This window comes from Caballeronia arvi (genome assembly GCF_001544695.2).
GTDB lineage: Bacteria > Pseudomonadota > Gammaproteobacteria > Burkholderiales > Burkholderiaceae > Caballeronia > Caballeronia arvi.
The window spans coordinates 107,986-133,547 of sequence record NZ_FCOM02000004.1; the positions used below are offsets into that span (position 1 = coordinate 107,986).

25 protein-coding genes are annotated in these 25,562 nt (G+C 63.6%); 7 read left to right on the forward strand and 18 right to left on the reverse strand.

The genetic code is table 11. The annotated features are described in order from the left end of the window. Positions 1 to 29: 29 nt before the first annotated feature. Entirely contained in the window at positions 30 to 407 is a 378-nt protein-coding gene (locus tag AWB74_RS06780; RefSeq protein ID WP_061146016.1) for a DUF3331 domain-containing protein, read from the reverse strand. Between the two features lie 523 nt (positions 408 to 930). Here AWB74_RS06780 and AWB74_RS06785 point away from each other — a divergent pair. The 3 genes from AWB74_RS06785 to AWB74_RS06795 all read left to right on the forward strand — a co-directional run bounded on the left by AWB74_RS06785 (position 931) and on the right by AWB74_RS06795 (position 3,660). Continuing rightward, entirely contained in the window at positions 931 to 1,263 is a 333-nt protein-coding gene (locus tag AWB74_RS06785) for a DUF4148 domain-containing protein (RefSeq protein ID WP_061146017.1), read from the forward strand. 15 nt (positions 1,264 to 1,278) lie between these two features. Further along, the gene (locus AWB74_RS06790; RefSeq protein WP_061146018.1) at positions 1,279 to 2,082 is read left to right on the forward strand and encodes an alpha/beta hydrolase; all 804 of its coding nucleotides are present in this window, start codon (positions 1,279 to 1,281) and stop codon (positions 2,080 to 2,082) included. A 168-nt stretch (positions 2,083 to 2,250) separates the two neighbouring features. After that, positions 2,251 to 3,660: an HdeD family acid-resistance protein gene (locus AWB74_RS06795; protein WP_061146019.1), complete on the forward strand. Its 1,410-nt coding sequence runs from the start codon at positions 2,251 to 2,253 to the stop codon at positions 3,658 to 3,660. Between the two features lie 12 nt (positions 3,661 to 3,672). On the opposite strand, the gene AWB74_RS06800 is transcribed toward AWB74_RS06795, so the two are convergent. From AWB74_RS06800 to AWB74_RS06820, 5 genes are all read right to left on the reverse strand, one after another. After that, a complete protein-coding gene (locus AWB74_RS06800) occupies positions 3,673 to 4,929 on the reverse strand; it encodes an NYN domain-containing protein (protein WP_087038871.1) in 1,257 nt (418 codons plus the stop codon). A 79-nt stretch (positions 4,930 to 5,008) separates the two neighbouring features. After that, the gene (locus tag AWB74_RS06805) at positions 5,009 to 6,058 is read right to left on the reverse strand and encodes an NAD(P)H-dependent flavin oxidoreductase (protein WP_061146021.1); all 1,050 of its coding nucleotides are present in this window, start codon (positions 6,056 to 6,058) and stop codon (positions 5,009 to 5,011) included. Between the two features lie 89 nt (positions 6,059 to 6,147). Further along, positions 6,148 to 6,543 carry an SRPBCC family protein gene (locus tag AWB74_RS06810; protein ID WP_061146022.1) on the reverse strand — a complete coding sequence of 132 codons (396 nt, stop codon included), beginning with the start codon at positions 6,541 to 6,543 and terminating at the stop codon, positions 6,148 to 6,150. 13 nt (positions 6,544 to 6,556) lie between these two features. After that, positions 6,557 to 8,425, reverse strand: a complete 1,869-nt coding sequence (locus AWB74_RS06815) for a DNA-binding protein (protein ID WP_061146174.1) — start codon at positions 8,423 to 8,425, stop codon at positions 6,557 to 6,559. A gap of 269 nt (positions 8,426 to 8,694) precedes the next feature. Further along, positions 8,695 to 9,003, reverse strand: a complete 309-nt coding sequence (locus AWB74_RS06820) for a DUF4148 domain-containing protein (RefSeq protein ID WP_061146023.1) — start codon at positions 9,001 to 9,003, stop codon at positions 8,695 to 8,697. 267 nt (positions 9,004 to 9,270) lie between these two features. Here AWB74_RS06820 and AWB74_RS06825 point away from each other — a divergent pair, with 267 nt between their 5' ends. Next, positions 9,271 to 10,176, forward strand: coding sequence for a LysR substrate-binding domain-containing protein (locus AWB74_RS06825; RefSeq protein ID WP_061146024.1), 906 nt, complete (start codon positions 9,271 to 9,273; stop codon positions 10,174 to 10,176). 7 nt (positions 10,177 to 10,183) lie between these two features. Here the strand turns inward: AWB74_RS06825 and oiaK are convergent, their stop codons facing one another. Genes oiaK through AWB74_RS06845 form a run of 4 tightly spaced genes read right to left on the reverse strand, consistent with a single transcriptional unit; the run spans position 10,184 to position 15,042 of the window. After that, positions 10,184 to 11,548: a 3-oxo-isoapionate kinase OiaK gene (gene oiaK / locus AWB74_RS06830; protein WP_061146025.1), complete on the reverse strand. Its 1,365-nt coding sequence runs from the start codon at positions 11,546 to 11,548 to the stop codon at positions 10,184 to 10,186. Beyond that, a complete protein-coding gene (locus tag AWB74_RS06835) occupies positions 11,545 to 12,795 on the reverse strand; it encodes a ribulose-bisphosphate carboxylase large subunit family protein (RefSeq protein ID WP_200821936.1) in 1,251 nt (416 codons plus the stop codon). Before AWB74_RS06835 ends, oiaK begins: the two co-directional genes overlap by 4 nt. 42 nt (positions 12,796 to 12,837) lie before the next feature. Next, complete coding sequence (locus AWB74_RS06840; protein ID WP_061146026.1) at positions 12,838 to 13,668, reverse strand: phosphogluconate dehydrogenase C-terminal domain-containing protein; 831 nt, start codon at positions 13,666 to 13,668, stop codon at positions 12,838 to 12,840. Between the two features lie 27 nt (positions 13,669 to 13,695). After that, on the reverse strand, positions 13,696 to 15,042 hold the full coding sequence (locus AWB74_RS06845; RefSeq protein WP_061146027.1) for an MFS transporter: 1,347 nt from the start codon (positions 15,040 to 15,042) through the stop codon (positions 13,696 to 13,698). 300 nt (positions 15,043 to 15,342) lie between these two features. Here AWB74_RS06845 and AWB74_RS06850 point away from each other — a divergent pair, with 300 nt between their 5' ends. Then, entirely contained in the window at positions 15,343 to 16,494 is a 1,152-nt protein-coding gene (locus AWB74_RS06850; RefSeq protein WP_061146028.1) for an NHL repeat-containing protein, read from the forward strand. Positions 16,495 to 16,569: 75 nt separating this feature from the next. Here the strand turns inward: AWB74_RS06850 and AWB74_RS06855 are convergent, their stop codons facing one another. Together AWB74_RS06855 and AWB74_RS06860 are read right to left on the reverse strand one after the other, a co-directional pair. Then, positions 16,570 to 17,847 (reverse strand): MFS transporter, encoded by a 1,278-nt coding sequence (locus AWB74_RS06855; RefSeq protein WP_061146029.1) that lies wholly within the window; start codon positions 17,845 to 17,847, stop codon positions 16,570 to 16,572. Between the two features lie 26 nt (positions 17,848 to 17,873). After that, complete coding sequence (locus tag AWB74_RS06860; protein WP_061146030.1) at positions 17,874 to 19,292, reverse strand: M20 family metallopeptidase; 1,419 nt, start codon at positions 19,290 to 19,292, stop codon at positions 17,874 to 17,876. 117 nt (positions 19,293 to 19,409) lie between these two features. On the opposite strand from AWB74_RS06860, the gene AWB74_RS06865 reads away from it, so the two are divergent. Beyond that, positions 19,410 to 20,345 carry a LysR family transcriptional regulator gene (locus AWB74_RS06865; RefSeq protein WP_061146031.1) on the forward strand — a complete coding sequence of 312 codons (936 nt, stop codon included), beginning with the start codon at positions 19,410 to 19,412 and terminating at the stop codon, positions 20,343 to 20,345. Between the two features lie 4 nt (positions 20,346 to 20,349). Here the strand turns inward: AWB74_RS06865 and AWB74_RS06870 are convergent, their stop codons facing one another. From AWB74_RS06870 to AWB74_RS06895, 6 genes are all read right to left on the reverse strand, one after another. Then, complete coding sequence (locus AWB74_RS06870) at positions 20,350 to 20,730, reverse strand: VOC family protein (protein WP_061146032.1); 381 nt, start codon at positions 20,728 to 20,730, stop codon at positions 20,350 to 20,352. Between the two features lie 74 nt (positions 20,731 to 20,804). Continuing rightward, positions 20,805 to 21,293, reverse strand: a complete 489-nt coding sequence (locus AWB74_RS06875) for a hypothetical protein (protein ID WP_061146033.1) — start codon at positions 21,291 to 21,293, stop codon at positions 20,805 to 20,807. After that, entirely contained in the window at positions 21,281 to 21,970 is a 690-nt protein-coding gene (locus tag AWB74_RS06880) for a M35 family metallo-endopeptidase (protein ID WP_061146034.1), read from the reverse strand. Before AWB74_RS06880 ends, AWB74_RS06875 begins: the two co-directional genes overlap by 13 nt. Before the next feature lie 167 nt (positions 21,971 to 22,137). Next, a complete protein-coding gene (locus tag AWB74_RS06885) occupies positions 22,138 to 23,406 on the reverse strand; it encodes a DUF3734 domain-containing protein (protein ID WP_061146035.1) in 1,269 nt (422 codons plus the stop codon). A 16-nt stretch (positions 23,407 to 23,422) separates the two neighbouring features. Beyond that, a complete protein-coding gene (locus tag AWB74_RS06890) occupies positions 23,423 to 24,205 on the reverse strand; it encodes a 3-hydroxybutyrate dehydrogenase (protein ID WP_061146036.1) in 783 nt (260 codons plus the stop codon). Between the two features lie 29 nt (positions 24,206 to 24,234). Further along, on the reverse strand, positions 24,235 to 25,014 hold the full coding sequence (locus AWB74_RS06895) for an acetoacetate decarboxylase (protein WP_087038872.1): 780 nt from the start codon (positions 25,012 to 25,014) through the stop codon (positions 24,235 to 24,237). A gap of 361 nt (positions 25,015 to 25,375) precedes the next feature. On the opposite strand from AWB74_RS06895, the gene AWB74_RS06900 reads away from it, so the two are divergent. Further along, positions 25,376 to 25,558: a hypothetical protein gene (locus tag AWB74_RS06900; RefSeq protein WP_061146037.1), complete on the forward strand. Its 183-nt coding sequence runs from the start codon at positions 25,376 to 25,378 to the stop codon at positions 25,556 to 25,558. Positions 25,559 to 25,562 lie beyond the last annotated feature (4 nt).

Genomic DNA, 25,562 nt, shown 5'->3' on the forward strand with positions numbered 1-25,562 from the left:
GCGGTGTGCTTCGTTGCAGCGAATCCGGTTCATAACGGCGTCGCCTGATCGAGCACGGAGGCCAGGATCATCGCGCCCGCATTGCTCGGAACGGGCCGCGGATTCGGCGCATAGACATGATCGCCGGGACAAATCGCGCCACCACTCATCGCGCAGACGCCTTTGTTGCGCGCGCGCATCGCACGCCCCACCTGATCGCCGTAGCAACAGCGCGTCGAGTCGCGCCATTCGATCGTCACCGTGGTCGTCGACGGACGCTCGATCAGCTTCACCGCGACGCGGCTGTCATCCGGTTGCGCGAACGGACGCCGGAACGACGGCGTTTCGAAACTCACGCCGCCACTCAGTGACGTCAATTGAAAGATGGTTTGCGCCCACGGATCGAGGGCGATTGCGGCTTCAGCCATGTTCTTTCGGCTCCTTATCGATGAATTGCGTGGATCGGTCCGCTCATGAAGTGTCGAGCGTGATGGTCTGTCAGTGCTTCGGCGTGGCGCCGATCGAAAACCGGCATCGCGACGACTCCACGTTAATCAAACGGAAAACGCCCGCCTAGCCGTACATACGGTTGACGACACCGCCTGATGGTTGAGTCAACCTATATCAAGGTATGAGTCGCGGCGATTCGTTAACACCTTCGTCTGAGCGCATAGGCCGCGCGCATCAGCCGGCTCATCCGCGCGTGGGATGCGATGCAGCCGCACGGCCAGGCATTCGACGCAAAGCCATGCGAACGTTTATCCGATACACCCATGACGGGCGCAAGCACGCTCTTTCGTAGGTGTAGCCGCGGCGCTGCCCGGCTTATAAAGTGTCGTCAAGGTCGAAACACAAGCGAAGACCAACGGCCTTGACAAGGGAAGCCGGATAACGTCGTTTAGTTCGGATACCATATTAATCGTCCATTACCATCCACCCAGGAGTTCGATCATGAAAAAGTATCTCGTCAGCCTCACCCTCGTCGCCGCTACGCTCGCTGCGCCCGCACTCGCTTTCGCGCAATCGAATGGTCCCGTCACGCGCGCACAGGTCCGCGCCGATCTCGTCGCTGTCGAAAAGGCGGGCTATAACCCCGCGGTCGCGAGCGATCCGTACTATCCCGCCGACATTCAGAAAGCGGAAGCGAAGGTCGCCGCACAAGGCTATGGCGGCGTGCAAGCGGGCACGAGCGCATCGGGTCGGGCGGGCGTATCGAAGCATGCGGCGATGAAGAACACATGCGTCGGTCCGATCGACTTCTGCCAGCCGTACTTCGGCAGCTGATCGGAGGAGCGCTTCATGAAGCGAATCTTGCAAGCAGCGTCGGTGCTGGCGTTGTCGGCCGGCGTATTCGGATCGAACGGCGCGATGGCTCAGGATGCCGCACCCGCCGCCGATGCTCACGCGCCGGTCAGGAACATCGTGCTGGTGCACGGCGCGTGGGTCGATGGCTCGGGATGGAAGCCGGTCTACGACATCCTCACGAAAGACGGCTATCACGTGACGATGGTGCAGGAGCCTCTGACGTCGCTGGAAGCCGATGTCGACGCGACCAGACGCGTGCTCGATCTGCAAAGCGGCCCGACAATTCTGGTCGGTCACAGTTACGGCGGCTCCGTCATCACCGAAGCCGGAGTGCATCCGAACGTCGCCGGGCTGGTCTATGTTGCGGCGCATGCGCCGAACGTCGGCGAGGACGAAGGCGCGCTCGGCAAGAAAACGCCCAGCTATCTCGCGAAGCAGACGGACGCGGTGGAAAAGACCGCGGACGGCTACACGTACCTGAACCCGGCGGTCTTCCCGAAGGACTTCGCAGCCGACTTGCCGCTCAGACAGGCGCAGTTCGAATCACACTCGCAGATCCTGACGGCGGCGCAAGTCTTCACGACGCCGTTGACGGCTGCGGCGTGGACGTCGAAGCCGAGCTGGGGCGTCGTTGCGGGCAGCGACAAGGTCATCAATCCGGATCTGGAACGCTGGTACTACGCGCGTGCGCATAGTCACGTGACGGTGATTCCGGGCGCGAGCCATTCCGTGTACGAATCGAAGCCGAAGCAGGTCGCGGCTGTCATCGAAGATGCCGCAAAGCATGCGGTGCAGTAAGTAGCCCACGCGCGGCTGTCATGCATTCGACAGCCGCGCGCATTCATCTGCGTAATATTCGCGGATCGAACCGTATTAGTAGTTGCCGTTGCGTCATTCAATGACCTATATAGTGTGTGACTGCGCCTGGTCCCGCACAAGGCATCGAACGATGAAACGGAGGAAACGATGGTTCGTCTCGTGATGATTCTTCTGGGCGTCGACTATTTGCGCACCCGCTGGCGCTCGGTGATGATCCTCGGGTTGCTCAGCATCGCGCTCGGCGCCGTCATCTTCACCGACGCGCTCGACGGCTCGCTCTATTTCCCCATCGTTCCCTTCGTGCTGATGATGCTGCTCGAAGGGCTCGCCACACTGACCGTCGCGTGGACCGGCATGGGCGGACAGCGCAAGCTCCGCTATGTGAAAGGCGCGACCTTCTGTCTGTCGGCGCTGCTGGTGCTGTTCGGCGGCGAGCATGGCAACTTCGTGCTGTCGCTCATCTTCGGCACGCTTTTTCTGGTCGATGGCGCATTGCAGATCGTCGCGGCGCGCGTGGTCCGCTATCGCAGATGGCGGCTCGCGACGGCGGGCGGTGTGCTCGAAATCGCCATCGCGATCTTCTTCTATCAGCCTTATCCGGATCACTATGCGGGGACCGTCGCGTACTGCGTCGCGTTCGGGCTCTTCTTCGGCGGCTGGAATATGATCCTGCTCGCCGCGCGCGTGCGGCGCATGGCCGCGAATCCGGCGGTCGAGGGCGCGGCAAATGCGGCAGCACAGGAAGAGCCGAAGCCCGCCGACTCGCCATTCGCCGGCGCGATATGGGACGGCCCGCCCGCGCCCGATGAAGCCGCGCTGACCGTGCACGTGTGGACGCCGCTCGGCACGGTGAAGTCGCAGCCGAGGCGGCAGTTGATCGTCGATCGCTATATCGCCGCCGTCGACAGGAACGGCACCATTTCCACCGGCCACGCGGCGCTGGAAACGCCCGAGGGCGTGTATATCAGCCTGTATCCGGCGGTCGAGATCGACCGTTCGCCGAACGACTTCGCCCGCACGCTGCGCGCGACACGCGACAACGACGTGCCCGGCCTCTTCCAGCCCGACTACGCGACGGAATCGCAGGCGTGGTGCCCGTCGACGCAACAGGTCCGCATCCGCAACTACGATCCCGCACGGCTTCAGCGCTTCTGGGAGAACTATCGTCGCGATACGACGTACAACCTCACGTACCGCAACTGTTCGAGCTCCGTGGCGCGCGCACTGGAAGCGGCGATCGAGGGCGCATCCGCGCGCGCGTGGGGCAAGGGCGGCGGGTGGAAGCCGCTCGTGCGCATCATGACGACGCCCGAGCTGTGGGTCGCGGCACAAGTGCGAAAACGCGCCGCGACGATGGCCTGGACGCCCGGCCTCACGCTCGATTACGCGCGTGCGCTCAGCATGCTCGCGGACCCGCGTCACTCGGGCTGGGTGAAGATGGCGCGCTTCGCCGTAGCGACGATGTATCGATCGCGGCAGCGCTGGCGCGCCGAAGAGCACGCGGCGGCGCAGGCGCGGGAAGAGGAATCGGTGGCAGCGGAGCGGCGAACGGGTTGAGCCGCGTCCGGCTTACTGCTCGCCTGCCTTGTCGACAGCCTTGCGGGAACGGCTCGCGCGCGACGACTTGCGCGGCGGCTTCACCGCTTCGGTTTCGGCAACCGGTTCAGACACGCCTTCCGTCGCGGGCTCTGTGGTTCGTTTTACTGCGGTCTTGCGCGCGCGACGTGGCGCGGTGGTTTTCTTCGGCGCGGGCACGAATGCAGGCTCGGGTTCCGGCGCGAGCGCCGCTTGCGGCTCGTGCGGCTCGTGCGTCTCAGGCTCGATCGGCGCCCATGCTTCCTGCGGTTCCGGTGCTTCGTGCACTTCCCGCGCTTCCGGTGCTTCCTGCACGGCGGTCAAAGGCTCCGGCGCAGGCTTTCGTTTGCCTCGCTTCTCCCTGCGCTTGCCGTTCCCGCCTGCTTCCTTTTCTCTTGCGACGACGGGCGCCTCGGCTGGCCTCACATCGACCGTCGACGTCTGCGTGGAGCGGAACACGAACGCGCCGGATTTATCGTCGCGGCCGACTTCCAGCAAGCCACGCGACTGCGCTTCATCCAGCAGATTGCCGAACGCCCGGAAACCGTATTGCGTTTCGCTGAAGCCCGGCTTGCGCCGCTTGATCGCGCTCTTCAGCACCGATGCCCAGATCTTCCCGCTTTCGCCGCGCTCCGATGCCAGCGCCTCGAAGGTTTCGACCGTGATCGCGATGGCCTGCGACTTGCGCGATTCCATTTCCTGCTTCGGCTGGCGCTCTTCTTCCGGCGCGCGCTTCGTCTCGCGCGCCTCGCGCTTGGCCATCGCGCGTTGCTGCTCGCGCACGAGGTCGTCGTAGAAGATGAATTCATCGCAGTTCGCGACGAGCAGATCGGACGTCGACTGCTTCACGCCCACGCCGATCACTTTCTTCGCGTTTTCGCGCAGCTTCGATACGAGCGGCGAGAAGTCGGAGTCGCCGCTGATGATGACGAAGGTATCGACATGCGATTTCGTGTAGCAGAGATCGAGTGCATCGACGACGAGGCGGATATCGGCCGAATTCTTGCCCGACTGGCGCACGTGCGGAATCTCGATCATCTCGAAGCTGGCCTCGTGCATCGCCGACTTGAAGCCCTTGTAGCGATCCCAGTCGCAATAGGCTTTCTTGACGACGATGCTTCCTTTCAGCAGCAGGCGTTCGAGCACGGGTTTGATATCGAACTTCTCGTACTTCGCATCGCGAACGCCGAGCGCGACGTTCTCGAAGTCGCAGAACACCGCCATGCTGACGCTTTCCTGAGGTCCAGCCATATGGTTCTCCCGCCCGTGTGGCATGTTTGCAATGCGCACATGATAGCTTGTCGGCGGCTGGGGGAAGGGAACGCGCGGATCACGATCCGCCGCCGATGTCCGCGTTTTTCACGCGCCGCGCCAGCAGTGCATCGAGCGTCTCGTCCGCTTCGCGCATCAGACGCTCGACGACTTCACCCGCCGATAGCCGCTCGTTCACGAGCGCGGACGACTCCCCCGCGAACAGTGCCATCTTCTCCAGATCGCCGGTCGTCGAGCGCAGCGGAGAGATCGTGCTGTACTTGTCGACCGGTCCCCACTCGTCATGCGCGATGACCTCGCGCGGCATCGCATACGGATCGTTGCCGAACAGATGTCCGCTCGCCGCATCCGTCACGCTGTTCGCGAGCACGCGCACCGGCGAGCCGGCGGGCCAGTTGATCGCGTAGATATCGGTGTGGACGGTGTCGCCCGCGCGCGCGTCGATCACGCGTTGCTTGTGATAGTCGTGCGCATAGGATTCGTGCGTCGTCAGGAAGACCGTGCCGCAATGGATGCCGCTCGCACCCAGCGCGAGCGCGGCGACGAGGCCCGCGCCCGTCGCGATGCCGCCGGACGCCGCCATCGGCACGCGCAAGTGCGCGGCGATCTCGGGCAGCAGCGTCATGATGCCGGTCGAGCCGCGCACGTGGCCGCCTGCCTCGACGCCCTGCGCGATGATCACGTCCGCGCCCGCTTTTTCCGCGCGCAGCGCATCCTCGAGCGAGCCGACCTGATACAGCACGAGCGCGCCGCTGTCTTTCACGCGCGCGACGATATCGGGGACCACGTCCCAGAAGAAGCACATCGCGGGCACGCGCAGTTCGACGCACACGTCGAGTTCGGCGGCGAGCAGTTCGGGCTTCGTGCCCGCCGGAATCAGGTTGACGCCGAATGGCCGGTCCGTCGCAGCGCGCACCGCGGCGACTTCGCTCGCGATCGTCTCCGGCGATTCACGCACCATGCCGAGCAGGCCGAAGCCGCCCGCATTCGACACCGCCGATGCGAGTTCGGCACGCGCGGGCCCGCCCATGCCCGCGGAGAGGATCGGATAGCGGCAACCGAGCACACGGGTCAGCTCGGTATCGAATGGCGCAGCGTTCGCGATCATGTCGGCCTCGCGCGATGGAATGGTCCGCTTGCAAGTGGCGGACCTTCGAAAAGCCTAGACGCGCCGCGACGCGCTTTCAAGCCGCGAAGTCAGGCCTTCGCGTAGCGCGCGGCGAGCGAGGCGAGGTCGCGCCGGACCCAGTCGGCATCGGCGGCGAATGTGTCGTCCGACATGCCGGGTTGACGGAACAGCGTGAGCGCCACCTCGGCGCCCGCGCCGTTCTGATAGACCCGCAACGGAACGTAGACTTCATCGCCGTTCGGCAGACTGACGCGATGATCCATGATCCCGAACGCGTTGTGCTCCGTGAAGCGGATGATCACGTCGCCCGCGGGGCCGCGGGCGCGCCAGTGATCGCCCCGGTCTTCGAGCGTCGATTGCGCGAGCCCCGACGCCCACGTCGGGAACACTTCCGGACGCCAGATGGCATCGTAGAGCTCGCGCCAGTCGCGATCGACCGTCACGGTGAGGGTCTGCGTTTCCATCGTCACATGAGCGTCACGATTCGATCTTCGACATCACCGCCGTCGCCGGATCGTAGCGATAGCCCTTTTGCGCGAGCTGTTGCGCCATCTTGTCGCCGATCAGCTTCTGCTGCGCCTCGCGGAGCACGAGCTCGTGATCCGGCTTCATACGCTCCAGTTCGACCGCGAGCCTGCGCATCAGCGCGACTTCGCCGGTGCTGCGGGCATCGATGAAGAGGATCTTCTCGTTGGCCACGTCGAGGCGCTGGCGCAAGTCCTTCGCGTAGGTCACCCATTGCTCGGCATTGGTGCGAAGGTCGTCGTACGCCTTCGAATGCGCGTTGGCCTGCGCCGAAATCTGACGCTGCAACGAAGCGAGCTCGGACTCGTCGCCCTGCTCTTTCTCGACGAGGCGCTTCGCGAGATCGGTCGCGTTCTTCTCCGCCGATTCGGCGCGTTCGCGCAATGCGTTGACATCGTTCGACACGCGCGCGAGCTCGGCGCCCTGCTCGGCCTTTTCTTCCATCAACATGCTGATGCGCTTGCGGGCGTCGTCCAGCTCGCTGCTCACGTGGTTCACGTGATCGCGCTGCGCCGCGAGTTCCGCGCTGCGCGCAGCCGTGCTGTCACGCTCGCTGGCGAGCGCGCCGCGCGCCTCGTTCAACTCGGCTTCGAGTGCCGCCGCACGCGAGAGACTCTCGTTCAACTGCGCCTCGATGGCTTGTGCGCGTGCCTGCGACGCGCTCACATCCTGCGACAGGCGTTCGGCTTCGGCCGATTTCTCCTGCGATGCCACGCTCAGCGCCTCATGCTCCTGACGCGCGCGGTCACGCTCCTCGGTGATGCGTGCGAGCGCTTCGTCCTTGTCCGACATCAGCGCATGCAGTTCCGCATGATCCTGACGCGCGCGGTCACGCTCCTCGACGATGCGCGCAAGCTCTTCATCCCGGCCCGCGAGCGACGTCTTCGTGTGCTCATGCTGCTGCAACGCCTGATCGCGTTCCGCGACGATACGCGCCAGCTCCTCATCCCGGCCCGCCAGCGACGTTTTGACGTGCTCGTGCTGCTGCCACGCCTGATCGCGCTCCGCGGCGATGCGCGCAATCTCTTCATCCCGGCCTGCGAGCGACGCGCGCGACTGATCGTGCTGCTGCCGCGCCTCGTCGCGCTCGCTGGCGATACGCGCAAGCTCGTCGTCCTTGCCCGACACCTGCGCATACACCTCGTCGTGCGCCTGACGCGCCGCATCGCGTTCCTGGGCGATGCGCGCGATCTCTTCGTCCTTGCCCGCGAGCGCCGCGTTCAGCGCTTCCTTCGCACGCCGCTCTTCGTCGAGCGACGCCTTCAGCGCTTCCAGTTGCGATTGCTCCATCGACGCACGCTGCGCCGCTTCCTCGACGCGCGCCTCGGCGGTCTGTGCGCGTCCGGTGACCGCCGCGACCTCTTCGCGCAAGCGCGCGACCGAGTCTTCCGACGCACGCAACGCGCTCAGCATTTCCGTCATTTGCTGACGGTTCCGCGCGGATTCGTCGCCGCTCTTCTCGAATTCGGCGAGCGCCTCGTCGCGTTCGGCGAGCGCGATCGAAAGCCGCTGGCTCACGGAGGAAAGGCGTTGGCCGGACAGCCGTTCGGTTTCGTCGCGCGAAACGGTCCAGAGCCGGCGCGCGACGTTCACGAGCGTCTCGGCGAGGTCGTCGGGAAGTCCGGTCGGCGGCTGATGCGCCGGCATGTCCGGTTGACGCGCGTCACGCCATCGCTGCAGGCCGGCAGCAATGGCGACGACCGAACCGCTCTTCGCCTCCGTCCAAACGGTCACGGGGGAAACCTTGCGTCCTTCTTCGGACAGGCGATCGGCGATCGATGCGATCTGCTCGTCGGTGATGTTATCTAGGTCTGTGGACATAAGCGCCTCGAGAATCAATGGCGTCGCACTCAATAGAACTGCGATACGTTGTTACATTCGATGGAACCCGCGCGGGGCGGAAAGGAATGATACCGATTTTCGCCGCTTCCATAGCGGGCAGCGCGTCATGTGACGTCAAATCAGGGTATTTCGCAGTTGGGAGTTTATCGCCCGCACGATGAATTCGAGAACCGCTGCGTTATTTCAAGAAACGCATCGAGCCCGGACGGATGATCCGTCCGGGCTCGAAGACTGGCGAAGCCGCACGCTTACGGCTTCGCGAAAACCGGGCCGAGGCCGATGACGGTCGATTCCGCCGAACGCGAGCCGGACGCATAGCCACCGCTCACCGAAGCGCCGTAAGCCGTCAGGCCTTTGGCTGCATCGATGCGCGCCTGCGCCGCCTGAATGTTTTGCGGATACTGCGTCTGGTCGCTCGCCGGGTCGTAGCCCGCCTTTTGCAGCTCGACGAGCTGCGCGCGCACTTCCGCACGGGTAATCGGCTGGTTCGACTGCGCGAACGAGAAAGCCGGAAGCGCGACAGCGACAGCGACGATCAGCGATTGAATGACTTTCATGATTGACCTCCAGAGTTTGTGATGGAAGGCCCGCTTGCCGGTCCGCCTTGTGTTTCGGATCGTTCGGGCTTGGAGGTATTAGAACCACGGGACGTATCTGGCTTATTTCGATCATGAATCGACGTGTGTCCGCCATAGACGCAGATACATTGCGATACAAACCGCCTCGGCGACGCCGGGCGCGGTCTACAATCGACGTCGCCGTATCGCGCGGCGCAATAATTACGCAATAAACTCCGGCGTCGGAAAGATCAAAGGAGGAGACCCATGCAGACCCCGCGTCCGTCGCTGAACGCCCTGCGCGCGTTCGAAGCCGTGGCGCGTCTGCGCAGCATGACGCTCGCGGCGCAGGAGCTGTGCGTCACGCACGGCGCGATCAGCCGGCAGGTGAAGGCGCTGGAAGACACGCTCGGCCTCACGCTGCTCGTGCGCTCGGCGCAGTCGTCCGATCCGACGCCCGAAGGCAAGCGCCTCGCCGAAGGCCTCACGACCGCGTTCAATCTCATCGATGCGAGCATCGAGCAAATGAAGCCCGAACCGCTCACGCTGTCGTGCTCCGCGACCATCATGATGAACTGGCTGATTCCGCGCATCGCGGGGTTTCATCGGTGCTATCCGCAGACCGAGCTCAAGTTCAACATGAACTACGACCAGATCGATTTCGTGCGCGACAAGATCAGCGTCGCCATTCGCGCGAGCACGATCGAGCCGCCGAAGGACGCGATCACGCGCAAGCTCATCGACGAATGGATCGGGCCGGTCTGCTCGCCCGAGTATGCGCAGTCGATCCGGCTCGCCGCGCCCGCCGGTCTCGCGCGCGCGAAGCTGCTGTCCACGCGCACGCGTCCCGAGGCATGGGAAGACTGGTATCGCGCGACGAATATCGCGCCCGTCTCAGGCGCAAGCGCGGATGTCTACGACCATTTCTATCTGCTGATCCAGGCGGCCGTGTGCGGGCTCGGCGTCGCGCTCGTGCCGCAGATGCTCGTCATGAACGATCTCGTGTCCGGCAAGCTCGTCGCGCCGTTCGGCTTCGCGCCGGGGCCGCGCGAGCTCGTGCTGTGGGTCGCGCCGCATCTGCGCGCCCATGCCGATGTCGCGCAGCTCGAACGCTGGCTGATCGAAGAGATGAGCGAAAGCCTGAAGGAGATGACCGCGTTTCTGGAGGCGTGAGACGCGCTCAGGCCACGCCGTCGCGCACGCTCCCGAAGAAGGACACGCCGCCGATCTGGCCGCCTTTCAGCACGATTTCGAGGCCGTCGCGGGCGGGATCGTCGGACCATGCGCGGCACAGCGGCGCGCCCGGCGCCATGCCCGCCGCGACGCTCAGCGCCGTGATGCCGAGCTTGCCCGCGACTTCGCCCGAACTGTCGCCGCCCGCCACGACGACGCGGCGCAACGGCGTGCGATCGAGCAGCCTGCGCATCACGTCGGCGAGCGTTTCACCGACGCGGCGCGCGGCTTCGGCGCGGCTCAGCGCGGCTTCTGCTGCGATATCGTCGAAGGCGAGCACGGTGGGATCGTCGGGGCCTTCGGCGCTGAACACGAGCGGGCTTCGGCCTTCGCGCACGGCTTGCGCCGCGATGCCGACGACGCGCTCGATCTCGGCTTCGCGCGATGGCGCATCGAGCGCGCGGCGCAAGTCCAGACGCTCGACGCAAAAGCCGTTTTCGCGCGCCCAGCGGATCTGTCCCGCGGTCACCGGCGAACAGCTTCCGCTGACGGCCGCGATCACATCGACAGCGCTCGCGACGGGCAAACCGGGCGTCTGCGGCACGAGCCCGCACGCGCGCCAGTGCGCGGCGAGCGCGTATTGCAATCCCGACGACGACGCCGTGAACACGCCTTCGCCACGCGCTTCCCAGACGAGCTTGCCGGCGGCGGCGAGCGTTTCTTCGTCGAGCACGTCGATCAGGACGACGGGCGTGTCTCTTTGCATCAACGCGTTCAGGCGTTCACGTGCCTGATCCGAGCGAAGCTGCACGAAGTCGATGAGCCCGATGTCGCGCCGGGTCTGACGCGCCAGATGCACGCGCAGATCCGCTTCGTCCATCGGCGTGACGGGATGGCGCGACATCGTCGGATGACGGTCCAGCCGATAACCTTCTCCCTCCACCGCCGCGAACAGATTGCCGAACGCCTGATAGCGCTTCAGACGCGGCGCGCCGACGATCATCGGCGACCACGCGCCGTGCATGTGCGTCACGCCGATATCGATCGCGCGCCCGATCGAACCCGTCTGCGGCGATGAATCGAAGGTCGAGCAGACCTTGTATTGCAGAATCGGCGCGCCGAGTGCGGCGAGATCCGAGAAGGCGCGCGGCAGCTCGTCGTCCATCCATTGCGGACTGCGCCCGCGCGACGATCCCGCGAGTCCCACGCAGCGCACGCCGGGAAAGCGCGCGAGCAGTTCGGGCGTGGGCGCTTGCAGACAAAGAAGCGTCGGCACGCCGGCAGCGGTCATCGCTTCCATCGCGTCGGTCGAGCCGGTGAAATCGTCGCCGTAGTACGTTAGAAGCAGGCCATCGGGCCATTGCGCGTTCATTTCCAGAACCCCAGCGCGGCCTGCAACGCGGGATTGCGTTCGGCATGACGCGCGAGCGGCACGCCTTCCATCGCCGCGACCCACGCCTCGCGCAGCGCCTCGACGCCTGCCGCCACGCCGCCCGGATGCCCGAAGATGCCGCCGCCCGCCGTGTGGATCAGGTCCGCGCAGCCGATCGCCGCATACGTATCGGCGGCTTGCAGACCCGTCTGCCCGGAGCTGAAGACGGGCATCGCGGTCAGCGGCGCCGATTCCATCACCGGCGACAGCACCGCACGCGCCGCCGCGATCACGCTTTCGTCGGACTCGCTGAACTTGTTGCGCAAGCCGTTCACGTGCAGATGATCCGCGCCCGCGAGACGCCACAGCATCTGCCACGGCGCGTAGTCCCAGCCGAGCGCTTCGCTGCGCGTCAGATAGCCCCAGCCGGCGCGATGCGCGTGAATCGGCAACTGGCTATGCTTGCGCAACGCGTGCATGCCGACGAGCCCGATCGAATTGAGCACCGCCATCACGCAGGTGCCGCCCTGTTCGAGCACGAGATCGTGGCGGCGCTTCATCTGATCGAGGTCGCCGGTCACGTTGAACGCGACCATCACCTTCTTGCCGGTGCGCTCGGCGTGATCGTTCACGACGCGCATCACCGCACGCACCCGTTCATCGAACGGGCAATGCGAGCCGTCGGCCTGCAGTTCGTCATCCTTGATGAAGTCGATGCCGCCCGCCACCAGCGCCTTCACCTGCTCCGCCGTTTCCTGCGGCGACAAACCGACGCTCGGCTTGATGATCGTGCCGATGAGCGGCCCGTGCTGCACGCCCGACAGCTTGCGCGTGCCTTCGATGCCGAACGCGGGCCCCGGATACGCCTTCGCGAACGAATCGGGCAGGCGCAGACCCGTGAGCCGCAAGCCCGACACCTGCCGCAATTCGAAGAGATTGCCCGCGATCGTCGACATCAGATTCGGCAGCGACGGCCCGAAGTTTTCGATCGGCCACGACAGTTCGAGCGTGCATTGCGTGTAGCACTTCGACTCCGCGCCGCCCGCCAGGCTCGGCGTCTCGCTATGGTCAAGCACTTCGAGCCGCTCGACGCGCGCGCCCGAGCGCGCCTTGAGTTCGGGCGTCTCGTTGGGCAGCGCGATGAAGGTGCCGCTCGACTGCTCGCCCGCGATCGTTTCGGCGGCAGTGCGCGGGTCGACGCCGGTTTCGAGCCAGTAAGTGGCGTGGATGCGTTCGCTCACAGTCATTTCCTCACAAGTCGATTTCAACGATGCCGTGCAATTGCGTGCTTACGTGATGCGGCGAATGCTTTCCGCGATCTCTTCGCGGTCGAACACCTTCTTCCAGTCGTCGCGCATGAGACGCGGCTTGCCGAACTCGATCGCCTTGTTGCACGCATCGGAGAACGCGCCGGGAATCTCGTTGAAGATCACCGCGCCGAGAATGTTCATGTGGCCGAGCAGGAAGTCGCGCGCGGCCTGTTCGGGCACGCCGCGCTTGATGGTTTCGTCCATTGCTTCGCGCATCACGTAGAGCAGCGTCGCGCAGATCGTTTCCGACAAACCCGGCTCCAGAATCGCCATCTGATCGACGGTCAGACGATACGAGCGCAGGATCGGCGCATAGATCACCTTCGCGACCGCCTCGCCGAGATCGAACGCTTCTTCGGGCCCTTGCATCAGCGCGCTGACGATCGACTGCTTCGCATGCGCGCCGCCGAAGTGATCGTGCAGCGATTTTTCGTCGAGGTCGTAGTTGAAGATGATCGGATGGCACGGATGCGCGACGAAGTACGTCAGATCCTTGCGCTCCGGAAGATGGCCTGCGAAGGGCGCGGCGGCATCGAGCGTCATGACCATCGTGCCGGGCGGCAGCTTCGGCGCGATCTCGTGCGACAGCTTGCCGATAAGCGTATCGGGCACGGCGAGGATGACGACGTCGGCGCCGTCGAGCGCGGCATCGGCGGACACGCATTCGATGCCCAGTTCGTCCTTCAGGCGCTTCTGTCCTGCGGCGCCCGGCTCGACGTGCGCGACACGGAAATCAGACTTCAGCAGATTGCTCGAGAGACGCACGCCCATCTTGCCGCCCGCGCCGAACAACGCGATCTTTTCGTTCATTTCAGTATTCCTTTGTGAGGTGAATGTTCAATGTGCGTTCGCCGCGACGGCGTCGGGCGCGCGTTGGTCGCTCGTCCGTCCGATCGCGAAGGCGAGCGCGGCGGACATCAGCATCACTGCGCCGACGATCAGCATCGGCACCTGATACGAGCCGGTCATGTCCTTCGCCACGCCGGTGACATACGGCGCGACGAAGCCCGCGAGATTGCCGACCGTATTGATCAGCGCGATGCCCGCGGCCGCCGCGGCGCCCGACAGGAAGCGCGCCGGCAGCGCCCAGAAGTTCGGCAGCGCGGAGAAGATCGCGCAGGCCGTCACGGTGATCACGGCGATGGTCGCGGCGGGCGAGCCCATTTGCAGCGCGAGCGGCACGCTCACCGCGCCGATCAGCGCGGGCACCGCGATATGCCACGAGCGCACGCCGCGCTTCGTTGCGTCACGGCTCCAGAGGAACAGTGCGATGGCGGCAGGCAGATACGGAATCGCGGTGATCAAGCCCTTCTGGAACACGTTGAAGTGCGTGCCGAAGCGCGTTTCGAAGCCGCCGATGATCGTCGGCAGGAAGAACGCCAGCGCATAGAGACCATAGATCAGGCCGAAGTACATCAGCGCGAAGAGCCAGACGCGTCCGCTCATCAGCGCGGCCATCGGGTTGCCGTGGCCCTGCGCGCCCGATGCGCCCTTCGCGCGGTCCTCTTCTTCGAGGCGCGTGACGAGCCAGTCGCGTTCGGCGGTCGTGAGCCATTTGGCGTCGGCGGGTCTGTCGGTCAGATAGAACCACGCGATCACGCCGACGAGAATCGCGGGCACCGCGACGCCGAAGAACATGATGCGCCAGCCGGCGAGACCGAAGAGACCGTGCGCTTCGATCAGGAGCGCGGCGAGCGGCGCGCCGATGACGATCGTGAGCGGCCGCGCGAGATAGAAGAGCGCGAGGATATGGCTGCGATGCTTCGCCGGCACCCACATGCTGAGGAAGAGAATCGCGCCGGGGAAGAAGCCCGCTTCCGCGACGCCCAGCAGAAAGCGCAGCGTATAGAGGCCGCCGATGCTGCTGACCCACGTGAAGAGCAGCGCGACGATGCCCCACGTCACCATGATGCGTGCGAGCCAGCGGCGCGCGCCGAACTTGTGCAACGCGAGATTGCTGGGAATCTCCAGCACGATATAGCCGATGAAGAACACGCCCGCCGCGAGACCGAACTGCGCAGCGGTGAGGCCGAGATCCTTGGTCATCCCGTTCGGTCCGGCGAATGAGATCGCGGTCCGGTCGAGAAAGTTGATGAAGAACATCAGCGCGACGAACGGCACGAGCCGCCACGACACTTTCCTGATCGCCGATCGCTCGACGGACTGCGTTTCTGCAACGTTCATGTCTCCTCCAGGCGTAGCGCACGAGTGTGGTCAACCGGTGAGATGAGTAGACCATCGCGCAAGGGAGGCGAGACATAGGGGGAAACGTGGGAATCGGTCGATTTTTTCTCACAGGAGCCTGCGGATAAATCAATGCGAGTATCGGTTTCTCGGGTTTGCTGACGGACTAAAACTCACACCATTGTTTTCGCGAAACGGGAGTTCTGACACCGAAAACATAGCTCGGCCTTCCAAACGCGTAAGGTTGCGACGGGATCGCGCGAGAGCGCGTGTTTCCCGTCTAACAACAAGGAGGCTGTGATGATGATGAAGAGACAGCATCGCATTCGGTCGTTCGTGGCGTGCGCGTTGAGCGCCGTTTCTCTTGCTTTCGTGACCAGTGCCTATGCGGACGGCCATGCCGATTCCCGCGCAGACGACGATGTCCTCGCAATCGGCGATTGGGGCGATGTGGGCACCGATGGGGAGGTAAAGAACTCGACGGTCCAGTTCCTCAGCACTCGCACCGGAAATGTGATCGCCCGGCTGCCCGACGACAGCGGCGGCCTGCATGGCCCGAATGGCATTCTCTTCGACGAAGGCCGAATGATCGTCGCCAATCAGAACGCCGGCACGGAATTCAGCGGCGCGGTGATCCAGTTCGGCCGCGACGTCAGGCCGGGCGCGCCGATCGTGTCCGCCGATGACCCGCATGCGCCCTTTGCGCCGCGCGGGATCGTCCTCCTTCGTCTGCACGATGGCAGCCGCTTGCTGTTCATCGCCGATCTTGGCGATGCCACCAGCGATGCCGGCCCTGTGGAAGGCAAGCTGCTCGTGTTTCGCGTCACCGACAACCACGTCAGATTCCGCGGAGATCTGAATCCGAATCTGGACCATCCCGGAACGATCGCGCCCGAGTTTCATCCGCGCGGCATCGTGCTCGGCCCGGACGGATACTTGTACGTTTCCTACCGGTATCTGCCGAACCCGTGCGGCGGCGGCGTCGCGCGCTTCGATCCCGTCGAACTCAGGTTCAAGGATATCGTTCTGCAGAACTCGATCGACTGCAAGAAGAATGCAAACAACCTGCATCGTCCGGAAGGTCTAGTCTTCGCGCCCAACGGAGACCTTTTCATCACGAGCTTTCGGGCGGACATGACCGACCTCGACAGAATCCTGATCGTTCGTGCGGAGGAGCGGATCAGCGGGCAGTTCAGGGTCGATCCGTTTCATATCGAGCTCGACCAGGCCAACGCGGCGCAACAGACTTCGGCGCAGGCAATCGTGTTCGGCCCCGGCGGATATCTCTACGTGCCGATCTTCCAGACCGGCGAAGTGCGCAAGTACGACGTCGTGACGGGCGGATACTGGACGTTCGCGCCGGCCGGCACGCTGAAGGTCCCGCAATACCTCAGCTTCACGCGGACCGATCCGGCGACGCTGGCCTACGGCGAGCGCGACAGACGGCACTGAGCATTGCTGCCCGACGTCCGAAAAACGGCAAAGGCCACGCGCTCGCGTGGCCTTTGCCTGGCTCTCATCGCACCATCACGCCGCGACGCGCAACTCCCTCACCCCGCCCTTCCCCCGGCTCACCGCCGCCAGCGCCGCGAGACTGATCACCGCCGTGAACATCATGTAGAAGCTCGGCGCCGCCTTGCTGCCCGTCGAGCTCAGCAGCCAGATGATGATCGCGGGCGTGAAGCCGCCGAACACCGTCACGCCGATGTTGTAGCCAATCGACATGCCGGTCGCGCGCGTCGACACCGGAAAAATCTCCGACATCAATGCCGGCAGCGCGCCGAAGTAGATCGCCTTGAGCAGCGCAAGCCACGCGACGAGCGCAAACAGCGCCGGCACCGACACATGCGACACGACATACGCGAACGCCGGATAGCCCGTCACGAACAACAGCAATGCTGCCGTCGACATCTGCTTCACGCGGCCGATCTTGTCGGAGAGATGCCCCGCGAACGGCGTGACGAACGTCAGCATGAAGCCCGCGACCATGCTCGCCGCAAAACCGGTCGATGCGTCCAGATGCAGCTCGCGGATCGCGAACGTCGGCACGTACTGCAGCAGATAGTTCACCGCCGTCGACACCGTCAGCGCGCCGATCGAAACCAGCAGCAAGGTCTTCTGCCGCGCGAAGACATCGCGGACCGGCGTCGACGTGTGCTCGGCTTCGGTGTAATCGGTTGCGTCTTCGAGATAGCGGCGCAGGAACAAGCCCGCCGGCCCGATCAGCAAGCCGAAGAAGAACGGAATGCGCCAGCCCCACGCGGCGAGATCCGCGGCGGGCATCAGCTTGGCGAGCGCGAAGCCGAAGAGCGACGCAAGCAAGGTCGCGAGCCCTTGCGTCGCGAACTGCCAGCTCGCGAGCAGGCCGCGCCGGTCGGGTGCGTGCTCGATCAGCATCGCCGTCGAAGGGCCGAATTCGCCGCCCGCGGAGAAGCCTTGAATCAGCCGCGCGATGAACACGCCCGCCGGCGCGATCAGCCCGATCGATGCATAAGTCGGAATCACCGCGATGATCGCCGTGCCGATCATCATCAGGCCCACCGACATCATCAGCGCCGCCTTGCGTCCGCGCTTGTCCGCGTAAGCGCCGAGCACCATGCCGCCGATCGGGCGCACCAGATAGGACGCGCCGAACGAGCCGAACGTGAGCAGCATCGACGCCGTCTCGTTCGCGGCCGGGAAGAAGTTCTTCGCGATATACACCGCGAAAAACGCATAGATCGCGATATCGAACCATTCGAGCGCGTTGCCGACCGAAGTCGCGAGCACGATCTGCGTCAGGCTCAGAGGCTTTTTGTTCATGATGTCAGCGTGTCATGAGTAGCGGTTGATCAATGCGCGTCGCGCATGGCGATGAGTGCGGCGCCCTTGTCGCCGAGATCCCACCAGAGGCCCGCCATCACGCCGAGCGATTCGCGCATCACGGAGCCAAGCACGTGCTCGTTCGGCGCGTGCTGATTGCACGCGGGATACGAATGCGGCACCCAGAGCGTAGGCAGGCCGAGCGTTTTGGCGAAGACATCGTTGGGCACCGTGCCGCCCAGGTTCGGCAACAACGCGGGCTTTTTGCCGGTCGTCGCGCGCATGGAATCCAGCGTCCATCTCACCCAGGGGTCGTCGAGATCGAGACGCGTCGCGGGCGTGCCGCGCGTCGCTTCGACCTTCACTTCATCGAAACCATGCTCGGCGAAATGACGCTCCAGATGCGTCTGCACATTCTCCCAGTCCGTGCCGACCACGAAGCGCAACTGGCACACCGCCTTTGCGACGGGCGGTATTGCGTTGACGGGCGCGTCGGCGTTGCCGGATTTCATCGCGAGCACTTCGAGTGCGTTCCAGCCGATCACGCGCTCGGTCGGCGTGAGGCCCGGCTCGCCCCACGTCGGATCGATCTCGGGCGAGCTGTCGTCGCGGCCCAGTTCGATATCGGCGAGTGCTTCGCGCACGGCTTGCGAGATCGGCGGCGGCCGCAATCCATCGACCGCGATACGCCCGTTCCGATCGACGAGACTCGCGATCGCATGCGACAGCACGACCGCCGGATTGCGCAGCACGCCGCCCCAGTTGCCCGAGTGATGACCGCCTTCGCGCAGGTTCACGGTCAGCTCGAACGGCACGCCGCCGCGCGAACCGAGAAAGAGCGTCGGACGTTCGGCGGACACGCGCGGCCCATCGGAGGCGATGAACACGTTTGCCGCAAGCGCGTCCGCGTGCGCGGCGCAGACCTCGTTCAGGCCCGGCGAGCCAATCTCTTCGCCGGTCTCGAAGATCACCTTCACGTTATAGCCGAGCCTGCCTTCGCGCGCCGTCAGCACCGCCGCGAGCGCCGCGAAGTTGACCGAATGCTGCCCCTTGTTGTCGGCGGTGCCGCGACCGTACCAGCGGTCTTCGTCGATGACGATGTCCCACGGCTTCAGACCGGCGCGCCATTGCTCGTCGTAGCCGCGCACGACATCGCCGTGACCGTAGGTGAGCACGGTCGGCAGGTCATCGGACTCGTGTCGTTCGGCGATCAGAAACGGCGGCCCGCCCGCGACCGGATTGTCCACGATGCGCGCGGTGAAGCCGAGACGCGCGAGCGTGTCGCTGACTTCGTCGGTGAGATAGGCGTGCAACGCGGGATTCGCGCCAATCTGGCTCTCGGTGCGAAACGCGACGCGGCGTTGCAGGTCCGCGAAAAACGCGCCCGAATCGAAAGCCTTGCAAGCGATGGCGATGGCGGTTTCGCGAGTGTTCTGGGGTTCTTTCACGACGTCTCCGGCTGGTTTGTCCTTCCAATTCCGACCAGTCTAGAAACGCCAAAAATTCGCGACAATTTCAAATTGTGCGGATAGCATTGCCAAAAAGGCAACGCACGGGGAGGCGTCGTGCTGCACGGCATCGCACTCAGATACTTCGTGGAGGTCGCGCGTTCGGGCTCGCTCGCGGCGGCATCGGAACAATTGCATGTCGCGGTATCGGCCATCAGCCGGCAGATCGCCAAGCTGGAGGAACAGGCGGGCACGCCGCTTTTCGAGCGCATGCCGCGCGGCATGATCCTGACCGAAGCGGGCGAACTGCTCGTGCAGCACGCGCGCCGCGCGCTGATGGATGGCGACGCCGTACTCGACGAAATCTCGGCGATGCATGCGCTCGGACGCGGCATCGTGCGCATCGGCTGCACGGAAGGCTTCACGCGCTGCTTTCTGCCGAGCGTGATGGCGGCGCACTATCGCGCGTATCCGCGCACGCGCTTCGTGATGCGTTCCGGTACGCCTGGACAGGTCGAGCATTGGGTGGCGAGCGGCGAGGTCGATGTGGGCCTCGCGTTTTCGACATCGACATCGACGGCATTGAGCGTCGAATACAGCGTGAAGGCGCCGGTCTGCGCACTGCTGCCGCCGACCCATCCGTTGGCGGGCAAAACGAGCCTGACGCTCGACGAGATTCTTCAGTATCCGACCGCCGTGCTCGATCGCGGCACCACCGTGCGTCAACTGGTCGACTGGTGCTGCTCGGCGCGCGGCGTGCATCTGGAGCCCGTGCTGGCGAGCAACAACTCCAGCGCGATGCATCACTTCGCGGCGCTCACCGGCGCGATCACGCTCGGCAGCGCCGTCGCGCTCGAAGGCGATCCCGGCCCGCCGACGCTCGTCGCCACGCCCATCGACGAGCCTTTGCTCAACGAGCGTCTGTTGCAAGTCACGGTGATGCGCGAACGCCGTCTGCCGCCTGCCGTCGATCAGTTCCTGAAATCGCTGACGAACGCGCTGCGCGAGAGTCTCGGCAAGCCCGCAGCGCGTGCGCCGAAGAAGAAGCGCTAGTGCTTCACTGCGTGCCGACCCACCACGTCGTGCCGGCGGCATCGCGAAAGCCGCCGCGGAAGTCGTCGTCGTCGCGCTTGCGGGTGGGCGCTTGCACGCTTTGCGCGCCGTTCTGGATCGCGCGATCGTAGACGGCTTGCGCGTCGCGCACATAGACGTGGATATGCGGCCCGGACGATTGATGATCGGCCGCGCCGCCGCCGATCATCACGATGCTGTCGTCAATGCGTACTTCGGCGTGCATCAGCGAGCCATCGGGGCGGTCGAAGCGGCGGACCAACGCGCCATCGAAGACGCGTTCGAGAAACGCGATGATCGTTTCGGCGTTCTCGCAGATGAGATAAGGGCTGACGGAGGGATAGTTCGCGGGTTTCCAGTCGGTCATACACGTTTCCTGAATCGCGCTGCGGGAGTATCAGCGTAGCGCAAAGGCGCGTTCCCGAATCAGCCTTGCTTCAATTATTCGCGGCCTCGGCTATTCGGTGCGATTGCAGGATCGTGACAGAGGCGGTCACATCCTCCTTCACAAACTGGCAGAAGACCTATCGTCGTGCGTCTGAAATGCTCGTATTGTTCCGGCGTCTCTCCCTGACGCTCCTGCAAAACCTGAGGATCATAAAATATGTTCTCCTCTTTCAAGCCAAGCTGCATCAGGTAAGTCTTGATCATTTTTCCTCTCGCGTCAGCAAGACCCGCGGCCCGGTGCTCGCTCGCGAGGGCAGGACTGATGATCTCCGCTTTGATATCGACACCGGTCACGTTTCTCCAATCCCGCGCCCGGATAACCATTTGAGCAACTTCGACCCGTGCGGCATTGCCGATGTCGACAGTATTCAAAGGAATGGCTACGTCAAGCATTTGCGAGAACGTACAGGCGCATGCGGGCATCGCGTAACACACAATCAGCATCAGTCCAGCCCGAACAAGCAATTGCTTCAGCTTTTCCATAGCCGTCCATCCGGGTCAAGATCAAGGCCCTCGAAGTGGGCGATATAGCAAGCAATGCTGTCAGCGTTATTCAAAGACTCCTCGCTGTGCGCTCGCGCCCAATACTTCAGTCCGCTGGCCCACCCGTATGCATTGTCAAGAGAATCGAAGGCATCAACGTAATGCGTACATTCATGAATCAGCACCTTCAGCTTGCAATTGGTATGGAGATCCGCTGACGGGAGCGTACAGAAATGCGAATAGAACTGAATGATGCGCTTCTGTGAATCAGGCTTGCATACCGATGCATCGTTGCTTCCCATATCGGCGACGGGTACGCAACTTAGGGTTTTGCCTAAGTCATCGTCGTAACGAATCATATTCTCCGGCTTCAACTCACGAAGAACCGTTTGCAGCCTTGGTAATCCTTCCAGCAAAGTCTTACGCGTGCCTTCGTCCGATTTCCCGAACCATGTCTGCACACGCTCCTTCTCCCTAATCCAGACCGTCGCGAGCGCGATGATTCGGTCGTCGATCATTCTTACTGCGATATCGCGCAATCTCATCATGAGCTTTCGAAACTGCGCGTTCGTCATATTCGGGCAAATCGGCGTTGTGTTGATGAACACCGTCACAGTCGATCCCTCGATCGTGTTCGTAGTTGTTCTCGCGACAGTTATCCAATCTTCTTCGGACATTATCTGGATTTCCTTGCGTGCAATCGAAACGCATCTACGACGCGTTACATGTTCGTTCACCCTATACGAAGGGACCGCAAGACCGGTCCCTAAAATGTGAGCCTCGCGAAAAAACGCCGGGCGCAAAGCGCCCGGCGCAAGACAAGCAGTTAATACGTTCGACGCCTTCAAACGCCTTCGACCACATCCTCGTCGTCCAGCTTCTTCGACACCGCTTTCGGCATCTCGGGCGTCGCCTTCGGCGCAGGCTCATGCCGATGTACGTCATGCGTGACGAAACCGAGATCGTGGCTCGGCACTTCGAACCACTCCGGATGGCCGAACGAACGTCGAATGTCTTCCAGCCCGCTTGCCCAGTGCTCGCCCATCGTGTCGCTACTGAACTCGTAGTCCTTGTAGTGCCCTTCGAAGAACTTGTTCTTGTAGATGAGATGCACGACATTCACCGCACCGCCATCGGCGACTTTCTGCGCCTCGCGCAACAGCGGCGTGGAGCGCCGCGTCTTCTCGGGAACATGCTCGAGCAGTTCCTTGATGAGCCGCGAATGCTTGCGGTTATGCGCCAGAAAATCGGTGATCGCACGAGTTCTGCTCGAATACTGAATGTCCTTGGTGCGCTCGCTCACATCGAGAAAATCGCCCGGCAGCGTGCCGCGCGCGCTCCACAGGTCCACCTGAAACACGAGCGCGTCCTTGCGCTGGCAGTCGCGGATGATCTCGGTCAAGGGCGTATTCGACACGAGTCCGCCGTCCCAATAGAACTCGCCGTCGATCTCGACTGCCGGAAAGCCCGGCGGCAACGCGCCCGACGCCATGAAATGCTCAGGCGCGAGACGCATCTTCGTGTTGTCGAAGTAGACGAGATTGCCGTTGCGCACGTTCACCGCGCCCACCGACACGCGCATGTCGCCATCGTTGATGCGGTCGAAATCGGCATATTGCAGCAGCGTCGATCGCAAGGCGGACGTGTCGTAATAGCTCACCTCGCTCGGCCGCTTGCTCCGCGGATGCGCGGAAAAATCGGGAATCTCCACGCGTGGCGCATAGAAGCCATTCTGACCCTGGCTCACCGCGCGCACGGCCGCCCACATGCTCGAGAACTTGCGGCTGAGATTCGCGAAGCCGAACGCGGCGGGCACGTAGGCGCCCACGTTTCCGATCAGATCCGCGGGCTGGCAGACCGTGCTCCAGAAACCGCGCAGCGCGGCCACGCGATCTTCGGGCGCATTGCCCGCGATGATCGCGGTATTCAACGCGCCGATGGAAATGCCCGAGGTCCAGGTCGGCTCGACACCGACTTCGGCAAGCCCTTCGAACACGCCGGCCTGATACGAACCCAGCGCGCCGCCGCCTTGCAGCACGAGGCAAACCTCATCGTAGTCCGGCAGCGCGACGTGGTTCGGCTGTGTGAGTGTGTTGCGTTGACTGCGGCGCATGGGTTCTCCTTATGGGTTATTGCATGAACCAGCCGTGGCTCACGACGATCGACTGGCCCGTCAGCGCATTCGATTCGAAGCCCGCGAGGAACGCGACCGTGTTCGCGACATCGGCGACGGTCGTGAATTCGCCGTCGACCGTTTCCTTCAGCATCACGTTCTTGACGACATCCGCTTCGGAGATGCCGAGCGCTTTCGCCTGCTCGGGAATCTGCTTTTCGACGAGCGGCGTGCGCACGAAACCGGGGCACACCACATTGGCGCGCACGCCGCGCGGGCCGCCTTCTTTCGCGACGACGCGCGCGAGTCCCAGCAAGCCATGCTTCGCGGTCACATAGGCCGACTTCAGCTTCGATGCCTCATGCGAATGCACCGATCCCATATAAATGATCGAGCCGCCCTTGCCCGAAGCGTACATGTGCTTGATGGCGGCTTTCGTCGTGAGGAACGCGCCATCCAGATGGATCGCGAGCATCTTCTTCCAGTCCGAATACGCATACTCTTCGATCGGCGCGACGATCTGAATGCCCGCGTTCGACACCAGCACGTCGATGCCGCCGAGCTTCGCGACCGCGTCTTCGATACCCGCGTTCACCGCGTCTTCGCTCGTCACGTCCATCGATACGGCGATCGCCTTGCCGCCCGCTGCGACGATGCTGTCCGCCACTTTCTGCGCATTCGCGATGTTCAGGTCGGCGATGACGACCGCCGCTCCGTCGGCTGCGAGCTTGCGCCCCGTCTGTTCACCGATGCCGCTTGCTGCGCCCGTCACGAGCGCGACTTTCCCTTGCAGTGCCATGTGTAGTTCCCTGGTTGATGTTGTTGGCTTTATTGATTGACGGCGAGCTTGAGCTCGTCGCCGGGTGCGAGATAGTCGTAGGCGACTTCGCCGATATCGAGCGTGAGATTCGCGATGACATGGCGCGCGCTGACCACCTTGCGCACCGGCAGGTCCGCGACGGGCGCGAGCGCATGCGCGTGCAGCTCCAGCGCTGCCGGGCCTTCCCACGCGCCGGTCACGGTCACGTCGCGCATGAAGAAGCGCACAAGTTCGCACACGCGCGCGGTGCCGTCGACATGCGGCAGGACCTTCAGCAGATAGTTCGGCACTTCGGCCAGCTTCTTGCGCTCTGCTTCGAGATCGAGCGGACGATACTTGTAGCCCATCGTGCCCGTCGCGATGCGCTGCGTGCCGTATTCGAGCGTGCCGAGCAGCGTGTCCTTGCCATCGACGGAGAGGCGCGGCCGCGCGAGCTTCTTCGGAAAGCCCCAGATCTCGCGGCCGCCCGCGATCGGGCCTTCGTCGTCGAGATACATAGCGTGCGTGTAGCTGCCCTTGTTGCCATCCGGGTCGATGACGGAAATCACCTGGCCGCTTTCGGTATAGTCGCCGAAGCCCGAGGTATCGGGCATGCGAATGAATTCGTAGCTCACGAGACCGTTATCCACCTTGAGCGGCTCGGGCACCACGGCGCGCAACGCGTCGAGGTCCGTCTCGTAGGTGATGATGAAGTACTCGCGATTGAGGAAGCGGAACGGCGGGCGCGGATAGGCGGGATTGTGCACAGGCATGGCAAACGCATTCCTGCGGATGTAATCTTCTTTCACTGAATCGCTCCTGGGTTTAGAACAGGCACGATAGTAAATGCACTCGATGACAACTGTCGCGAATGCCCGCCATGAAAGCTCGTCCATCGAAGTCGAGCAAAACGACAAAACCCCATTGCGTCAATGTCTTATGAACCGCGACTGACGGACTGTATTTTTTTGTGCAATATACTGTTGTCTCAGGCGGCGCGATGCGGGCCGGAACCACGAGCTGCGGCCTGGCTCTGAGCGTATCGACGCCCTCGTGCCGGTTTCCCCTACTTGCACCGGAATAGCGAGTCTTATATTTCTCTTCGTGCGAAGCGGCGAGCCAGGCGTTGTTTTGCGATCCTTAAGGCCATCTCCTCCAAGCGAGTCTCCGATGAAAACGTCCTTGAAGAAAACTCTCGTGCTTTTAGTGCTGGCGGCATTCGCGGCCCCAACGCTGTCGTTCGCGGCCGCGGACTATCCGGACAACAAGCCGCGCCCCGCTTACAAGAAGGGGCATAAGCACAAGAGCAAGAAGTCGACGACCACGCCGCCGCCGGCCTCGCAGACGCAGTAAATCT

What these genes read in the sequence shown, in the direction of transcription:
- AWB74_RS06780 (WP_061146016.1), bottom strand. Translation starts at nt 407, where the DNA reads ATGGCTGAAGCCGCAATCGCCCTCGATCCGTGGGCGCAAACCATCTTT.
- AWB74_RS06785 (WP_061146017.1), top strand. Translation starts at nt 931, where the DNA reads ATGAAAAAGTATCTCGTCAGCCTCACCCTCGTCGCCGCTACGCTCGCT.
- AWB74_RS06790 (WP_061146018.1), top strand. Translation starts at nt 1,279, where the DNA reads ATGAAGCGAATCTTGCAAGCAGCGTCGGTGCTGGCGTTGTCGGCCGGC.
- AWB74_RS06795 (WP_061146019.1), top strand. Translation starts at nt 2,251, where the DNA reads ATGGTTCGTCTCGTGATGATTCTTCTGGGCGTCGACTATTTGCGCACC.
- AWB74_RS06800 (WP_087038871.1), bottom strand. Translation starts at nt 4,929, where the DNA reads ATGGCTGGACCTCAGGAAAGCGTCAGCATGGCGGTGTTCTGCGACTTC.
- AWB74_RS06805 (WP_061146021.1), bottom strand. Translation starts at nt 6,058, where the DNA reads ATGATCGCGAACGCTGCGCCATTCGATACCGAGCTGACCCGTGTGCTC.
- AWB74_RS06810 (WP_061146022.1), bottom strand. Translation starts at nt 6,543, where the DNA reads ATGGAAACGCAGACCCTCACCGTGACGGTCGATCGCGACTGGCGCGAG.
- AWB74_RS06815 (WP_061146174.1), bottom strand. Translation starts at nt 8,425, where the DNA reads ATGTCCACAGACCTAGATAACATCACCGACGAGCAGATCGCATCGATC.
- AWB74_RS06820 (WP_061146023.1), bottom strand. Translation starts at nt 9,003, where the DNA reads ATGAAAGTCATTCAATCGCTGATCGTCGCTGTCGCTGTCGCGCTTCCG.
- AWB74_RS06825 (WP_061146024.1), top strand. Translation starts at nt 9,271, where the DNA reads ATGCAGACCCCGCGTCCGTCGCTGAACGCCCTGCGCGCGTTCGAAGCC.
- oiaK (WP_061146025.1), bottom strand. Translation starts at nt 11,548, where the DNA reads ATGAACGCGCAATGGCCCGATGGCCTGCTTCTAACGTACTACGGCGAC.
- AWB74_RS06835 (WP_200821936.1), bottom strand. Translation starts at nt 12,795, where the DNA reads ATGACTGTGAGCGAACGCATCCACGCCACTTACTGGCTCGAAACCGGC.
- AWB74_RS06840 (WP_061146026.1), bottom strand. Translation starts at nt 13,668, where the DNA reads ATGAACGAAAAGATCGCGTTGTTCGGCGCGGGCGGCAAGATGGGCGTG.
- AWB74_RS06845 (WP_061146027.1), bottom strand. Translation starts at nt 15,042, where the DNA reads ATGAACGTTGCAGAAACGCAGTCCGTCGAGCGATCGGCGATCAGGAAA.
- AWB74_RS06850 (WP_061146028.1), top strand. Translation starts at nt 15,343, where the DNA reads ATGATGATGAAGAGACAGCATCGCATTCGGTCGTTCGTGGCGTGCGCG.
- AWB74_RS06870 (WP_061146032.1), bottom strand. Translation starts at nt 20,730, where the DNA reads ATGACCGACTGGAAACCCGCGAACTATCCCTCCGTCAGCCCTTATCTC.
- AWB74_RS06875 (WP_061146033.1), bottom strand. Translation starts at nt 21,293, where the DNA reads ATGGAAAAGCTGAAGCAATTGCTTGTTCGGGCTGGACTGATGCTGATT.
- AWB74_RS06880 (WP_061146034.1), bottom strand. Translation starts at nt 21,970, where the DNA reads ATGTCCGAAGAAGATTGGATAACTGTCGCGAGAACAACTACGAACACG.
- AWB74_RS06885 (WP_061146035.1), bottom strand. Translation starts at nt 23,406, where the DNA reads ATGCGCCGCAGTCAACGCAACACACTCACACAGCCGAACCACGTCGCG.
- AWB74_RS06890 (WP_061146036.1), bottom strand. Translation starts at nt 24,205, where the DNA reads ATGGCACTGCAAGGGAAAGTCGCGCTCGTGACGGGCGCAGCAAGCGGC.
- AWB74_RS06900 (WP_061146037.1), top strand. Translation starts at nt 25,376, where the DNA reads ATGAAAACGTCCTTGAAGAAAACTCTCGTGCTTTTAGTGCTGGCGGCA.